At 72.1% G+C, this 17,815-nt stretch carries 1 protein-coding gene; it reads left to right on the forward strand.

Annotated elements, in window-relative coordinates:
- Positions 1–197 precede the first annotated feature (197 nt).
- On the forward strand, positions 198–17,696 hold the full coding sequence (locus tag FBY35_RS06990; protein WP_186356872.1) for a type I polyketide synthase: 17,499 nt from the start codon (positions 198–200) through the stop codon (positions 17,694–17,696).
- Positions 17,697–17,815: the final 119 nt, after the last annotated feature.

The following is a 17,815-nucleotide window of genomic DNA, read 5'->3' on the forward strand; positions in this document are numbered from 1 at the left end:
CGAGGGGTAGGGGTTTCCGCGCGGGGACCCGTACCCCTCGGCCCGTCCGCCCCTACCCGCCAGCGTGTTCAGCGGCCACTAGGGGATCGATAGGGGTGTAGGGGCCAACGATCATTTGATTACAGTCGGCAACTGCCTTTGCGTGTGCCGCAGGGGGCGCTTCTCACGCATTTCACTTACTGGGGGATCACGGTCGCATGTCTCAATTCCGCGACGACTTCACCGAGGTCGGGATACCGGACGACGTAATCGCCATAGTGGGGCTCTCCTGCAGACTCCCCGAGGCCCCATACAAGAGCGCATTCTGGGAGCTGCTGCGCGACGCGCGGCATGCGATCGGGGAAGTGCCGCAGCACCGCTGGAATGCCGAGGATCTTCCCCCCGCCGCACGGCACGGAGCCTTTCTCGACCGAGTAGACACATTCGATCCGGGATTCTTCGGCATATCGCCACGCGAAGCCTCGATGATGGACCCCCAGCAGCGGCTCATGCTGGAACTGTCCTGGGAGGCATTCGAGGACGCCGGCATCCCCCTGCAGCAGGTGCGTGGCAGCCGCACCGGTGTCTTCGTCGGTGCGATCGCGAACGACTACGCGGTGCTGCTGAACCGGCAAGGGCTGTCCGCCGTCACCCAGCACTCGCTGACCGGGACGCAGCGCGCCATCATCGCGAACCGGGTGTCGTACACCCTCGGGCTGCGCGGCCCCAGCCTGACCGTGGACACCGGGCAGTCCTCCGGCCTCGTCGCCGTCCACCAAGCCTGTGAGGCCCTGCGCTCGGGCGGCTGCGAACTCGCCGTGGCGGGCGGCGTGAACCTCAACATCGTGCCGGAAAGCGCCCTCGCCGCCGACCGGTTCGGCGGGCTGTCACCGGACGGCCGCTGCTACACCTTCGACGCCCGCGCCAACGGCTACGTCCGCGGTGAGGGTGGCGGCGCGGTACTCCTCAAACCCCTCGCGCGGGCCCTCGCCGACGGCGACACGATCTATTGCGTGATCCGCGGCAGCGCGGTCAACAACGACGGCGCGACGGACGGACTCACGGTACCCAGCGCGGACGCGCAGAGCGAGGTACTGCGCCTGGCCTACGACCGGGCGGGCATCGACCCGGCGGACGTCCACTATGTGGAGCTGCACGGCACGGGTACCGCCCTCGGCGACCCCATCGAGGCCTCCGCCCTGGGCACCGTCCTGGGCACGGCCCCCGGCCGCCGGCTGCCCCTCACGGTCGGCTCGGCCAAGACCAACGTTGGGCACCTGGAGGGTGCCGCCGGAATGGTCGGCCTCCTCAAGACCGCCCTGTCCCTCCATATGCGCGAGATCCCGGCCAGCCTCCACTACGAGACGCCGAACCCGCGGATCCCGCTGGACGAACTCAACCTGCGCGTGCAGCAGTCGCTGGCGGACTGGCCGGAGTCGGAGTCCAGGCCCGCACTCGCGGGCGTGAGCTCCTTCGGTATGGGCGGCACCAATTGCCACATGGTCCTGCAAGGGGCTCCGGTGGCCGGTAGTCGTGACGGTGGCGGGGCTGAGCGTCGGGCCGGTGTGGTGCCGTGGCTGGTTTCCGGCCGAGGTGAGGACGCCCTACGGGCGCAGGCCGAGCGGCTCCGGACGTTCGTCGCGGACCGGCCCGAGTTGGACACGGACGCCGTGGCGCAGTCCCTGGTGACGTCCCGCGACGCCCACGAGAACCGGGCGGTGGTCCTCGGCTCGGACCGGGAGAGCCTGCTGAGCGGGCTCGCGGCACTGGCCGCGGGAGAGCCGGCGTCTCGGGTCGTACGGAGCCGGGGGGCCGGGGCGGCGGCGGCCGGCCGGTTGGCGTTGCTGTTCTCGGGGCAGGGCAGCCAGCGGGCCGGGATGGGACACGAACTCTACGCAGCCTTCCCCATGTTCGCCGCCGCGCTGGATGAGATCTGCGCCGAGTTCGACCGGCTGCTGGACCGGCCTCTGCGCGAGCTGATGTTCGCCGCGCCCGCCGAACAGGCTCTACTGGACCACACCGCCTACACCCAGCCCGCCCTGTTCGCCCTCGAAGTCGCCCTCTTCCGGCTGCTGGAGTCCTGGGGCATCCACCCCGACCTCGTCACCGGACACTCCATCGGCGAACTCGCCGCCGCCCACACCGCAGGCCTCTGGTCACTGTCCGACGCCTGCACCATCGTCACCGCCCGCGGCCGGCTCATGCAGCAACTCCCGGCCGGCGGAACCATGATCGCCATCGAAGCACCCGAGGCCGATGTCCTGCCCCTGCTGGCCGGACACGAGGAGCACGCATCCGTCGCCGCCGTCAACGGCCCCCGCGCCACCGTCATCAGCGGCACCGAGCACATCGTCGAGGACATCGCCGCCCAGCTCTCCGCGCGTGGTCTCCGCACGCGGCGCCTGAAGGTCAGCCACGCCTTCCACTCCCCTCTCATGGACCCCATGCTGGACCGGTTCCGACAGGTCCTGGACAGCGTCGAGTTCCACCCGACCCAGCTCCCGCTGCCCGCCGGTGACGCCGTCCGCGACCCCGAGTACTGGGTCCGCCACATCCGCGACACCGTCCGCTTCGCCGACCAGGTCACATGGCTCGAACAGCACGACACCACCCGCTACCTGGAGATCGGCCCCGGCGGTGTCCTCACCGCCCTCGCCCAGGACACCGTCACCCGCACCGACACCCTCCTCGTCCCCGCCCTCCACAAGAACCTCGACGAAACCCACGCCCTCACCCGCGCCGTGGCCGAACTCCACGTCAACGGGACACCCGTCGACTGGCAGGCCTTCTTCACCGGGGTAGGGAGCACACCGCACCGCGTCGACCTGCCGACGTACGCCTTCCAGCGCCGGCGGTACTGGCTCAAGGAAACGGTCAGTATGTCGGCCGGGCTCCCTGAGGACGTGGCCGATGCCGTCGTGGACGAGGAGTCCGTGCCGCAGACGGCCGGTCCCGTTGCCTCCTTCGCCGGGATGTCCGAAGAGGAGACGGACCGGGAGCTGCTGGATCTCGTACGACGGCACATCGCCGCCGTGCTCGAACACGACAGCCCCGAACAGGTCACGGTGGACGTGCCGTTCAAGCAGCTCGGCTTCGATTCGCTGATGTCGGTGGAGTTCTGTGCCGCGCTCGGCCGGGCGGTCGGCGTGCGGCTGCCGTCGTCCACGCTCTACGACCACCCCACCCCGGAGCTGCTGGCACGACACGTACGCGACGAACTCGCGGGCCGGGGGGGAGTGGTGGCGGATCCGCAGGCGCTGTCTTCCCCGAACGCCGACGCCGCCTGGGACCCCATCGCCATCGTCGGCATGAGCTGCCGCTTCCCGGGTGGGATACGGACGCCCGAGGAGCTGTGGGCGCTGCTGGCGGCCGGCGGTGACGCGGTCTCGCCGTTCCCCGCCGACCGCGGCTGGGACCTGGAGGCGCTCTACGACGCCGACGCGGACCGGTCCGGCACGTCCTACGCGCGGGAGGGCGGGTTCCTCCATGACGCCGCCGACTTCGACCCGACGTTCTTCGGTATCTCGCCGCGCGAGGCCCTGGCGATGGACCCGCAGCAGCGGCTGCTCCTTGAGACGTCCTGGGAGGCCCTCGAACGCGCCGGCATCAACCCGAAGTCCCTGCGCGGCAGCAATGCCGGTGTCTTCGTCGGTGCCACGGCACAGGACTACGGCCCCCGGCTGCACGAGGCGCCCGAGGAGATCGAAGGCTATGTGCTGACCGGAACGACGCCCAGCGTGGCATCGGGCCGGGTGGCCTACACCCTGGGCCTGGAGGGCCCGGCCGTCACCGTCGACACGGCCTGCTCGTCCTCGCTGGTCGCCCTGCACATGGCCGCCCAGTCACTGCGCTCCGGCGAGTGCTCGCTCGCCCTCGCGGGCGGGGCGACCGTCATGTCCAACCCCGGCATGTTCGTGGAGTTCAGCCGGCAGCGGGGCCTCGCCCCCGACGCCCGGGTCAAGGCCTTCGCCGAGGCCGCCGACGGCACCGGCTGGGGCGAAGGCGTCGGCATCCTCCTGCTGGAGCGGCTGTCGGACGCGCGGCGGAACGGGCATCCGGTCCTGGCTGTGGTCCGCGGTACGGCCGTCAACCAGGACGGGGCCAGCAATGGGCTGACCGCGCCCAATGGCCCCTCGCAGCAGCGGGTGATCCGGCAGGCCCTCGCCAATGCCGGTCTCACACCTGACCAGGTCGACGCGGTCGAGGCACACGGCACGGGTACGACTCTGGGCGACCCGATCGAGGCTCAGGCGCTCCTTGCCACCTACGGGCAGGACCGACCGGCCGACCGGCCCCTGTGGCTGGGCTCGGTGAAGTCCAACATCGGGCACACGCAGGCCGCCGCCGGTGTCGCCGGTGTCATCAAGATGGCCATGGCCCTGCGTCACGGCCTGCTGCCTCGCACCCTCCACGTCGATGAGCCCACCAGCCATGTCGACTGGGACGCCGGAGCCGTCACCCTCCTCACCGAGGAACAGGCCTGGCCCGAGACCGACCGGCCCCGCCGGGCCGGCGTCTCCTCCTTCGGCGTCAGCGGCACCAACGCCCACGCCATCATCGAAGAACCCCCCATCGCCCTCGACCAGGACCAGCCCGCCGACTCGGGCGTCGTGCCGTGGGTGATCTCCGCCCGGACCGCGGAGGCGCTGCGCGCCCAGGCACGACAGCTCCGCGAATACGTCGACCAGCAGCCCGAGTTGGACATTGCGGCCGTCGCCGACACGCTCATCAACGGGCGCGCCCTGTTCGAGCACCGCGCCGTCGTCGTCGCCGAGACCCGCGACGCTCTCACCGCAGCGCTCGACGCCCTCGCTCAGGGGGAGCCCTCACCCCAGCTCGTGCAGGGCATCGCGCCCGACGAGACCGGGAGGACCGTGTTCGTGTTTCCGGGGCAGGGGACGCAGTGGGCCGGTATGGGCGCCGAACTCCTCGACACCGTGCCCGTGTTCGCCGAGTCGATCGCTCGCTGCGAGGAAGCGCTCGCGCCTTACGTCGACTGGTCGCTGAGCGATGTTCTGCGCTCCCGTGTCGAGTTGGAGCGTGTCGACGTCATCCAGCCGGTCACCTGGGCCGTCATGGTCTCCCTCGCCGCGACCTGGCAGCACCTCGGCATCCGACCGGACGCTGTTGTGGGTCACTCGCAGGGCGAGATCGCCGCCGCGGCTGTGGCTGGTGCCCTGTCGCTGGAGGATGCCGCGAAGGTCGTCGCCGTACGCGCACGGATCATCGGCGAACACCTCGCCGGCCGGGGCGCCATGGCCTCCATCCCCCAGTCCGTCCAGGCTGTCGAGGAACACCTGCCCAGCGGTGTCAGCATCGCCGCCGTCAACGGCCCCAACACCACGGTCGTCTCCGGCGACAAGGACGCCGTCGAAACCCTCGTGGCCCAGATGCAGGAACAGGACATCCGGGCCCGGCTCATCCCGGTCGACTACGCCTCACACTCCGCACACGTCGAAACCATCCAGGACGAGATCGCCACCGCCCTCGCCGGGATCACACCCAAGACCGCCAAGGTGCCGTTCTTCTCCACCGTCGAGCCCGGCTTCCTCGACACCACACAGCTCGACGCCGGCTACTGGTACCGAAACCTCCGCCAGACCGTCCACTTCCACACCGCCATCCAGCAACTCACCGACGACGGCCACACCACCTACATCGAAACCAGCGCCCACCCCGTCCTCACCTACAGCATCGAAGAAACCGCAGCGGACACCCTCACCACCAGCACCCTCCGCCGCAACGAAGGCACCCTCACCCGCCTCCTCACCTCAGCAGCACACCTCCACACCCACGGCCACCCCATCAACTGGCCCACCCCGCACACCAACCGCGTCACCGACCTCCCCACCTACCCCTTCCAACACCAGCGCTACTGGATCAACCCCCGTCCGATCGGCTCCCCCGACACCGAGGACACCCGCTTCTGGGAGGCCGTCGAGAACGAGGACTGGGAGTCGCTCGGCCGCACGCTCTCGGTGGAGGGCGATGCCCCGCTGAGTACGGTGCTCGCGGCACTGGCGTCCTGGCGGAAGAGCCTGGATCGTGCGTCGACGGTGGACAACTGGCGCTACCGGGCGACGTGGAGGCCGGTCGCCGATCCGCAGGCCGGACCGGCGGGTACCTGGCTGGTCGTGGTTCCCCTCGGCAGGGAGGACGACGCGCTGGTGGGCGCCGTCACCCGTGCTGTACGCGGTCGGCAAATCGTGCTGGACCCGGCCGAGGCGCACCGGGCGGGCTACGCCGAGCAGCTCTCCGGCGCCTTGGGTTCGGACGATGACAACGCTGCCTTGAGCGGCGTGCTGTCCCTCCTCGCGCTGAGCGGCGACGACGTCGCCCCCGCGGCGCCGGCGCTCGCTCTCTTCCAGGCGCTGGGGGAAGCCGGTGTGCAGGCTCCTCTCTGGTGTGTCACCCAGGGCGCGGTCGGCACCGGCGGCTCCGACCCGCTCACCCACCCCGACCAGGCACAGGTCTGGGGCCTGGGACAGGTCGCCGCGCTCGAACACCCCGACCGCTGGGGCGGACTCGTCGACCTGCCCGAACAGCTCGACGAACGCGGCGCCGCACACCTGCGTGCCGTACTGGCCGCCGCGCCCGGCGGCGAGGACCAGGTAGCGATCCGCGCCACCGGTCTCCTCGCCCGACGACTCACCCGGACCGGCACCGGCGGCGGCACGCACCGCGGCGGCACGGCCTGGCAGCCGCGCGGCACCGTCCTGATCACCGGCGGCACCGGCGCCCTCGGCGCACACGTGGCGCGCTGGGCCGCCGAGAACGGCGCCGAGCACCTCGTCCTCGCCAGCCGGCGCGGCAGCGAGGCCCCCGGGGCCACCGACCTGCACGACCAACTTACCGGGCTCGGCGTCACCGTGACCTTCGCCGCCTGCGACGTGAGCGACCCCAAGTCGGTGCGCGCTCTCATCTCCGAGCACTCCGGCCTGACCGCCGTAATCCATACCGCGGGTGTCCTCGACGACGCGGTGCTCGACCGGCTCACCTCCGAGCGCCTCGATGACGTCCTGAGTCCGAAGGCCACGGCCGCCGTGTTTCTCGACGAGTGCACGCGTCACCTCGATCTCGACGCGTTCGTCCTGTTCTCGTCGGTGGTCGGCACGCTCGGCCGGGCCGGGCAGGGGAACTTCGGTGCGGCCAACGCCCACTTGGACGCGCTCGCCGAGCAGCGGCACGCGCTCGGGCTGCCCGCCACCTCCATGGCCTGGGGCCCCTGGGACGCGGACGGCATGGCGGCAGGTGACGTAGCCGAGCAGCTGCGGCGGCGCGGGCTGCCGGCCCTGGCGCCGGACCTCGCGCTGACCGCGCTGGGAGAGGCCGTCGGGCGCGGCGAGGCGACGGTCACCGTCGCGGACATCGACTGGGCGCGGTTCGTGCCGGCATACACGGCCGCCCGTCCCAGCGCGCTGATCTCCGACCTGACGGACGTACGGGATCTGCGGGCCGAGTCCGGCGCCCAGCGTGCCGACGAGGACGGGACGTGGACGGCGCAGAACCTGTCGGGCCTCTCCGATGCCGAGGCCGAGCGGCTGCTGCTGGACCTGGTGCGGACGCAGGCCGCCGCTGTTCTCGGGCACGCGTCGGCGGACTCGGTGAACGCCTCGCATGCCTTCAAGGACATCGGTGTCGACTCGCTGACCGGGGTCGAACTGCGCAACCGGCTCGTCGCCGTCACGGGCCTGAAGTTGCCGCCCACGCTGGTGTTCAACCATCCGACGCCGCAGGCGCTGGCCCGCTTCCTGCGCACGCAGGCGACCGGCACCGCGGAGTCCGCCTCCGCGCTCCCGGTGCCGGCGGGTGCCGCGGCCGACGACGACCCGATCGCCATCGTGTCCATGGCCTGCCGCTATCCGGGCGGCGTGCGCTCGCCCGAGGACCTCTGGCAGCTGGTCACCGACGGCCGGGACGCGGTGTCCGTGTTCCCCACGGACCGCGGCTGGGACATCGACGCGCTCTACCACCCTGATCCGGAGCGTACGGGCACGTCGTACGTCCGCGAGGGCGGATTCCTGTACGACGCCGCCGATTTCGACGCCGAGTTCTTCGGGATCTCGCCGCGCGAGGCGCAGGCGATGGACCCGCAGCAGCGCCTTCTGCTGGAGACGTCCTGGGAGGTGTTCGAGCGGGCCGGGATGGATCCGCGGTCGGTGGCCGGCAGCCAGGCGGGCGTCTTCGTCGGTGTGGCGTCGCAGGACGAGTACGGGCCGCGCATGAGTGAGGCACCCGAGGGATTCGAGGGGTACCTCCTCACCGGCACCGCGGCGAGCGTGATCTCCGGCCGGGTGGCGTACACCCTCGGTCTGGAGGGCCCGGCCGTCACGGTCGACACGGCCTGCTCGTCCTCGCTGGTCGCCCTGCACATGGCCGTCCAGGCGCTGCGCGATGGCGAATGCACCGTCGCGCTCGCCGGCGGCGTCACCGTGATGGCCTCGCCGGGGACGTTCGTGGAGTTCAGCCGGCAGCGGGGGCTCGCTCCCGACGGCCGCAGCAAGTCCTTCTCCGCGGCGGCCGACGGCACCAGCTGGGGCGAGGGCGCGGGTGTCCTGCTCCTGGAGCGGCTGTCGGACGCCCGGCGCAACGGGCATCCGGTCCTGGGTGTCGTACGCGGTACGGCGGTCAACCAGGACGGCGCCAGCAACGGCCTCACCGCCCCCAACGGCCCCTCGCAGGAGCGGGTCATCCGCCAGGCGCTCGGCCGGGCCCGGCTGACCGCCGCCGACGTCGACGCCGTCGAGGCGCACGGCACCGGCACCCGGCTCGGCGACCCGATCGAGGCGCAGGCGCTGATCGACACGTACGGCCAGGACCGGCCCGCCGGACAGCCCCTGTTGCTCGGCTCTCTGAAGTCGAACATCGGGCACACGCAGGCCGCGGCGGGCGTGGGCGGTGTCATCAAGATGGTGATGGCGATGCGCCATGGTGTGCTGCCGAGGACGCTGCACGTGGACGAGCCGACTCCGCACGTCGACTGGTCCGCCGGTGCGGTGACTCTGCTGCGGGACGCGGTCGAGTGGCCGGAGACCGGACGGCCCCGCCGAGCCGGTGTGTCGTCCTTCGGTGTCAGCGGCACCAACGCCCACGCGATCATCGAGCAGTTCGAGGAGGAGCCAGCCGTCGCCGACGCGTCCAGCACCGAGTCGGGACCGCTGCCGTGGGTCGTCTCCGGCCAGGGCACGGACGCCCTGCGGGCCCAGGCCGAGCGGCTCCGGACGTTCGTCGCGGCGCGGCCCGAACTCGCCACGGCCGACGCAGCGTTCTCGCTCGGCACCACGCGGGCGGCGCTGGACGACCGTGCCGCCGTGGTCGCGGAGGACCCCTCGGACCTCCTCGACGCACTGGGCGCGCTCGCGCGGGGCGAGGCGGACAGCCGGGTCCTCACCGGGTCCGTGGACCGTGCACAGGGACAATTGGCGTTGCTGTTCTCGGGGCAGGGCAGCCAGCGGGCCGGGATGGGACGCGAACTCTACGCAGTCTTCCCCATGTTCGCCGCCGCGCTGGATGAGATCTGCGCCGAGTTCGACCGGCTGCTGGACCGGCCTCTGCGCGAGCTGATGTTCGCCGCGCCCGCCGAACAGGCTCTACTGGACCACACCGCCTACACCCAGCCCGCCCTGTTCGCCCTCGAAGTCGCCCTCTTCCGGCTGCTGGAGTCCTGGGGCATCCACCCCGACCTCGTCACCGGACACTCCATCGGCGAACTCGCCGCCGCCCACACCGCAGGCCTCTGGTCACTGTCCGACGCCTGCACCATCGTCACCGCCCGCGGCCGGCTCATGCAGCAACTCCCGGCCGGCGGAACCATGATCGCCATCGAAGCACCCGAGGCCGATGTCCTGCCCCTGCTGGCCGGACACGAGGAGCACGCATCCGTCGCCGCCGTCAACGGCCCCCGCGCCACCGTCATCAGCGGCACCGAGCACATCGTCGAGGACATCGCCGCCCAGCTCTCCGCGCGTGGTCTCCGCACGCGGCGCCTGAAGGTCAGCCACGCCTTCCACTCCCCTCTCATGGACCCCATGCTGGACCGGTTCCGACAGGTCCTGGACAGCGTCGAGTTCCACCCGACCCAGCTCCCGCTGCCCGCCGGTGACGCCGTCCGCGACCCCGAGTACTGGGTCCGCCACATCCGCGACACCGTCCGCTTCGCCGACCAGGTCACATGGCTCGAACAGCACGACACCACCCGCTACCTGGAGATCGGCCCCGGCGGTGTCCTCACCGCCCTCGCCCAGGACACCGTCACCCGCACCGACACCCTCCTCGTCCCCGCCCTCCACAAGAACCTCGACGAAACCCACGCCCTCACCCGCGCCGTGGCCGAACTCCACGTCAACGGGACACCCGTCGACTGGCAGGCCTTCTTCACCGGGGTAGGGAACACACCGCACCGCGTCGACCTGCCGACGTACGCCTTCCAGCGCCGGCGGTACTGGCTCGACGCGTGGTCCGGGCGCAGGGAGCAGACCGCTGGTTCGCCGGTGGACGACTGGCGCTACCGGGTGGTGTGGCAGCCGATGCCGGACGCGTCCGACTCGGCGGCTGAACTCTGGGGTGACTGGCTGTTGTTGCTGCCTGCCGGTCACGAGAGCCGACCTCTCGTACGTGACGTCGTCCGGGCTCTGGAGATCGGGCACGGTGCCGTACGTCAGGTCGTGCTCGACACCGCCGAGGCCGACCGGGAGCGATTCGCCGAGGAACTGCGGGGTGCGCTCGGCGAGTTGGCTGCCCCGATGACGGGCGTGCTCTCGCTGCTCGCGCTCGCGGACGCCGACCGTGGGGAGGAGACCTGTACGGTCGCCCCGACCCTGGCGCTCGTCCAGGCGCTCGGCGACGCGGGCGTCGAGGCTCCTCTCTGGTGCGCCACCCAGGGCGCGGTCGCCACCGGCGGCTCCGCCCCGCTCACCCACCCCGACCAGGCACAGGTCTGGGGCCTGGGACAGGTCGCCGCGCTCGAACACCCCGACCGCTGGGGCGGGCTCGTCGACCTGCCCGAACAGCTCGACGAACGCGGCGGCGCACGCCTGCGTGCCGTACTGGCGGCCGGGCCCGGCGGTGAGGACCAGGTAGCGATCCGCGCGGCCGGTCTCCTCGCGCGCCGACTGACCCGGGCGGCAGGCAGCAGCGGTACGACATGGCAGCCGCGCGGCACGGTCCTGATCACCGGCGGCACCGGCGCCCTCGGCGCACACGTGGCGCGCTGGGCCGCCGAGAACGGCGCCGAGCACCTCGTCCTCGCCAGCCGGCGCGGCAGCGAGGCCCCCGGGGCCACCGACCTGCACGACCAACTTACCGGGCTCGGCGTCACCGTGACCTTCGCCGCCTGCGACGTGAGCGACCCCAAGTCGGTGCGCGCCCTGATCGCCGAGCGCCCCGGCCTGACCGCGGTCGTCCACACCTCTGGCAGCCTCGACGACGGCGTACTCGACCACCTCACCGCCTACCGCCTGGACCACGTCCTGGGGCCGAAGGCCATCGCCGCCGCGCTTCTCGACCGGTACACCCGTCACCTCGACCTCGACGCGTTCGTCGTGTTCTCCTCCGCGGCAGCCACTTTCGGCAACGAGGGCCAGGCCAACTACGCAGCGGCGAACGCCCACTTGGACGCGCTGGCCCAGCACCGCCACGCGCTGGGACTGCCCGCGACCTCGGTGGCCTGGGGCGCCTGGGCGGACTCCGGTATGGCGACGGGGCACGCGGCGGCCGAGCAGTTGCACCGCAGCGGGTTCCCCCCGATGTCCCCGGACCTCGCGCTCACCGCGCTGGCCCAGGCCGTCGGCCACGGCACTCCGGCCGTGACCGTCGCCGACATCGACTGGGATCGCTTCGTACCGGCGTACACCGCCGCCCGTCCCAGCCCTCTGATCTCCGACCTGGCGGACGTACGGGATCTGCGGGCGGCGGCCGGGCCGGCCGTGTCCGGCAGCGCGCAGCGCGACGAGGAGTCGTCGCTGGCCGGGCAGCTGGCCGCGCTGGCGGCGCCGCAGCGGGAGGAGCTGGTGCTGGAACTGGTGCGTACGCAGGCGGCGTTGGTGCTCGGCCACGCCGGGCCGCAGTCCGTGGCCCCGAACCGCGCGTTCAAGGAGCTCGGCTTCGACTCGCTCGGCGCGGTCCAACTGCGTAACCGGCTGAACGCGGCCACCGGGCTGCGGCTGACGACCAGCGTGATCTTCGACTACCCGACGGCGACCGAACTCGCCCGCCATGTGCTGGGCGAGTTCCCCGGCCTCGGAGGTGACACCGCCGCGGCCGGGCAGGTGGCCACTCCCGGTGCGCCGGTCGCCGACGACGACCCGATCGCGATCGTGGCCATGAGCTGCCGCTTCCCGGGTGGGATACGGACGCCCGAGGAGCTGTGGGCGCTGCTGGCGGCCGGCGGTGACGCGGTCTCGCCGTTCCCCCCCGACCGCGGCTGGGACCTGGAGGCGCTCTACGACGCCGACCCGGACCGTTCCGGCACGTCGTATGTGCGCGAAGGCGCCTTCCTCCAGGGCGTGAGCGAGTTCGACGCGGCCTTCTTCGGTATCAACCCGCGCGAGGCCCTGGCCATGGACCCGCAGCAGCGGCTGCTGCTTGAGACCTCCTGGGAGGCCTTCGAGCGGGCCGGCATCGACCCGAAGTCCCTGCACGGCAGCAAGGCGGGCGTCTTCGTCGGCAGCAACGGGCAGGACTACGCCACCCTGCTCCGGCAGGTGCCGGAGACCGTCGAGGGTTACCTCGGTACGGGCATCGCGGGCAGCGTGGCGTCGGGCCGCGTGGCGTACACGCTGGGCCTGGAGGGCCCGGCCGTCACCGTCGACACGGCCTGCTCGTCGTCGCTGGTCGCCCTGCACATGGCCGCCCAGTCACTGCGCTCCGGCGAGTGCTCGCTCGCCCTGGCGGGCGGTGTGACGGTCATGTCGACTCCCGAGGTCTTCGTGGAGTTCAGCCGGCAGCGGGGCCTCGCCCCCGACGCCCGGGTCAAGGCCTTCGCCGAGGCCGCCGACGGCACCGGCTGGGGCGAAGGCGTCGGCATGCTCCTGCTGGAGCGGCTGTCGGACGCGCGGCGGAACGGGCATCCGGTCCTGGCTGTGGTCCGCGGTACGGCCGTCAACCAGGACGGGGCCAGCAATGGGCTGACCGCGCCCAATGGCCCCTCGCAGCAGCGGGTGATCCGGCAGGCCCTCGCCAATGCCGGTCTCACACCTGACCAGGTCGACGCGGTCGAGGCACACGGCACGGGTACGACTCTGGGCGACCCGATCGAGGCTCAGGCGCTCCTTGCCACCTACGGGCAGGACCGACCGGCCGACCGGCCCCTGTGGCTGGGCTCGGTGAAGTCCAACATCGGGCACACGCAGGCCGCCGCCGGTGTCGCCGGTGTCATAAAGATGGCCATGGCCCTGCGTCACGGCCTGCTGCCTCGCACCCTCCACGTCGATGAGCCCACCAGCCATGTCGACTGGGACGCCGGAGCCGTCACCCTCCTCACCGAGGAACAGGCCTGGCCCGAGACCGACCGGCCCCGCCGGGCCGGCGTCTCCTCCTTCGGCGTCAGCGGCACCAACGCCCACGCCATCATCGAAGAACCCCCCATCGCCCTCGACCAGGACCAGCCCGCCGACTCGGGCGTCGTGCCGTGGGTGATCTCCGCCCGGACCGCGGAGGCGCTGCGCGCCCAGGCACGACAGCTCCGCGAATACGTCGACCAGCAGCCCGAGTTGGACATTGCGGCCGTCGCCGACACGCTCATCAACGGGCGCGCCCTGTTCGAGCACCGCGCCGTCGTCGTCGCCGAGACCCGCGACGCCGTCGCCGCGCTCGACGCCCTCGCTCAGGGGGAGCCCTCACCCCAGCTCGTGCAGGGCATCGCGCCCGACGAGACCGGGAGGACCGTGTTCGTGTTTCCGGGGCAGGGGACGCAGTGGGCGGGCATGGGCGCCGAACTCCTCGACACCGTGCCCGTGTTCGCCGAGTCGATCGCTCGCTGCGAGGAAGCGCTCGCGCCTTACGTCGACTGGTCGCTGAGCGATGTTCTGCGCTCCCGTGTCGAGTTGGAGCGTGTCGACGTCATCCAGCCGGTCACCTGGGCCGTCATGGTCTCCCTCGCCGCGACCTGGCAGCACCTCGGCATCCGACCGGACGCTGTTGTGGGTCACTCGCAGGGCGAGATCGCCGCCGCGGCTGTGGCTGGTGCCCTGTCGCTGGAGGATGCCGCGAAGGTCGTCGCCGTACGCGCACGGATCATCGGCGAACACCTCGCCGGCCGGGGCGCCATGGCCTCCATCCCCCAGTCCGTCCAGGCTGTCGAGGAACACCTGCCCAGCGGTGTCAGCATCGCCGCCGTCAACGGCCCCAACGCCACCGTCGTTTCGGGCGACAACGACGCCGTCGAAACCCTGGTCGCGGACCTTCAGGGCAAGGACATCCGGGCCCGGCTCATCCCCGTCGATTACGCCTCACACTCCGCACACGTCGAAACCATCGAGACTCAACTGGCCGAGGCGCTCGCGGGGATTCAGCCGCGTCCGGGCAACATCCCGTTCTTCTCCACCGTGGAGCCCGGCTTCCTCGACACCACACAGCTCGACGCCGGCTACTGGTACCGAAACCTCCGCCAGACCGTCCACTTCCACACCGCCATCCAGCAGCTCACAGAGGCTGGCCACACCACCTACATCGAGTCCAGCGCCCACCCCGTCCTCACCTACAGCATCGAGGAAACCGAAGGCGCCCAGACGATCACCGGCACCCTCCGCCGCAACGAAGGCACCCTCACCCGTCTCCTCACCTCAGCAGCACACCTCCACACCCACGGCCACCCCATCAACTGGCCCATCACCGACGGCAATCACGCCACCGACCTCCCCACCTACCCCTTCCAACACCAGCGCTACTGGCCCGCGTCGGCCGCCGCACGGCCCGTCGACGCCGAATCCATCGGGCTCGGCATCGCCGGACACCCGCTGCTCGGCGCGGCCGTGGAGCTAGCGGGCACGGGCACGCATCTGTTCACCGGGCTGCTGTCCTTGCAGAGCCACCCCTGGCTCGCCGACCACGCCGTAGCCGGCACCGCCCTGCTCCCGGGCACCGGGTTCCTCGAACTCGCCCTCCAGGCCGGCCACCACCTCGGCTGCGGCACCGTGGAGGAACTCACCCTGGAGGCAGCCCTGGTGCTGCCCGAGAAGGGCGGCGTACGGATCCAGCTCGGGCTCGGGGAGGCCGACGACTCCGGTCGGCGGGAGCTGAACCTGCACTCGCGGGCGCAGGACGCCAGGGACGACGAGCCGTGGACCCTGCATGCCACCGGCACGGTGGCTCCCGCCGGTGCGCAGCAGTCGCCGGGACCGGACACCGATCTGGCCGCTTGGCCGCCCGCCGGGGCGGAGGCGATCACGGTGGCGGATGCCTACGACCGGCTGGCCGCGCAGGGTATCGAGTACGGCCCTGCATTCCGGGGGCTGCGGGCCGCCTGGCGGCGCGGTGACGAGGTGTTCGCCGAGGTCGCCCTGCCGGAGGAGGCGGCCGCCGAGGCCAAGGAGTACGGCATTCACCCGGCGCTGCTCGATGCGGCGCTCCAGCCGCTGGGGCTGGGTGTGCTGCTGGCCGAGCCCGGTGAGGGACTCACCCGGCGTCCGTTCGCATGGAGTGGGGTGACCCTCCACGCCCAGGGCGCGGACGCGGTACGGGTGCGGATCGCCCTGGCCGGTGAGGACGCCGTGTCCGTCACGGTGGCCGACTCGGTGGGCCGTCCTGTCGCCGCGGTCGACGTACTGACGCTGCGGCAGGTCGGCACGGAGCAGCTCGCGGGAGCGCGGGAGGCGCGGGGCGACTCGCTGTTCCGGGTGGAGTGGGCGCCGATGTCGGTGCCTCAGACAAGCGCCCCCGCCGGGCAGTCGGCCATCATCGGCAGCGGCATCGGCCACAGCAACATCGACGTGTACGACGACCTCGGCAGCCTCGCCGCCGCAGCCGCGCCCGTCCCCGAGCTGGTCTTCGCCCCGTTCCCGGACACCACCGACTGCACCACGGCGGACGCCGACACCGCGGATGCCGTACGCCAGGTCACGCACCACGCCCTGGACCTCGTACAGGCATGGCTGGCCGACGACCGGTTCGCCGCGTCGCGGCTGGTGATCCTGGCCGGGCAGGGCCTGACCGGTGCGCCGGTCTGGGGTCTGGTCAGGTCGGCGCAGGTGGAGAATCCGGGCCGGTTCGTGCTGGTGGAGACGGACGGCGGCGAGCCCGACTGGGAGACGCTGGCGGCCGCGGCGGCCGGCGAGGAGCCGCAGCTGCGGCTGCACGGCACCGAGGTCAGCGCACCGCGGCTGGCCCGTGCCGAGCGTCCGGAGGAGGTGGAGTTCGGGTTCGCGCCGGTGGGCACCGTCCTGCTGACCGGCGCCTCGGGTGGACTCGCCCGGCTGCTCGCCCGGCATCTGGTGGCCGAGCGCGGGGTGCGGAACCTGCTGCTCACCAGCCGCCGCGGGGCCGCCGCCGACGGGATGCCGGAGCTGGTGGCCGAGCTGACCGGGCTCGGTGCCACGGTCGAGGTGGCCGCCTGCGACGTCGCCGACCGGGACGCGCTGGCCGAGCTGCTGGCCGCCGTACCGGCGGAGCGTCCGCTCACCGCCGTGGTGCACACCGCGGCCGTCCTGGACGACGGGGTGGCCGAGGCGCTGACGCCGGAGCGGATCGACCGGGTGCTGCGGCCGAAGGTCGACGGGGCGCTGAACCTGCACGCGCTGACCGAGGATCTGGACCTGTCGGCGTTCGTGCTCTTCTCCTCCCTGTCGGGCACCCTCGGCGGGGCGGGGCTGGCTAACTACTCGGCGGCCAACGCCTTCCTCGACGCCCTCGCCCGCCACCGGCACGAGCGCGGACTGCCCGCCGTGTCGCTGGCCTGGGGCCTGTGGGAGCAGCGCAGCGGTATGGCCGGGCGGCTGAGCGATGTGGACCTGGCCCGGATGTCCCGGGTCGGTGCGGCGCCGATGTCCGCGGACGAGGGCCTGGCCCTGTTCGACGCCGCCACCGCGCTGGGCGACGCCGTGGTCGTGCCGGCCCGGCTGGATCTGGCGGAGCTGCGCGCGCAGGCGACGGCCGGTGTCATGGCGCCCTTGTTCCGCGGTGTCGTCCGCACGTTGGCCGTCCGGCGTACGGCGGCGGCGTCCGGGGGCCGTACCGAGGAAGCCGTGTCCGGGATCGCCGGCCGGCTGGCCGGGCTGGCCCGGGCCGATCAGGAGCGGCTGCTGCTGGATCTCGTACGGGAGCAGGTGACGGCCGTGCTCGGGCATGCCTCGCCCGAGGAGGTACGGGCGAACCGGGCCTTCAAGGATCTCGGGTTCGATTCGCTGACCTCCGTCGAGCTGCGCAACCGGCTCCGGTCGGCGACCGGGCTGCGGCTGACGCCGACCCTGGTCTTCGACTATCCGAACCCGGCCGCGCTCGCGCAGCGGCTGCTGGACGATCTCGTACCGCAGGCGCAGGAGGCCGGCCTGCCCCTCTCGGCGGAGTTGGAGCGGCTGGAGGCCGCGTTCCTCGAATCCGCCCTGGACGACGACGCGCGAGGCAAGATCGCGGCGCGGCTGCAGGCCCTGCTCTGGAAGTGGGACGACACCCGCGGCACCGCGGTCGACGCCGAAGGGCTCGAAGGGCTCGAGGACGGGGAGTTCGACCCTGTCAGCGACGACGAGATGTTCGACCTGATTGACAAGGAGCTGGGCCAGCTCTGATCCCGTCTCCGCTCCGCCCCTCGGCGGCGGCGCCGCCGCCCTCTCCTCCCCACCGTGCCACCTGACCACTGGCCTTCCCGGCCTTTCTAGGACGTGACCTGATGTCAAAGCCCGCCCGT

Origin of the sequence: Streptomyces sp. SLBN-118 (assembly GCF_006715635.1) — a bacterium.
GTDB lineage: Bacteria > Actinomycetota > Actinomycetes > Streptomycetales > Streptomycetaceae > Streptomyces.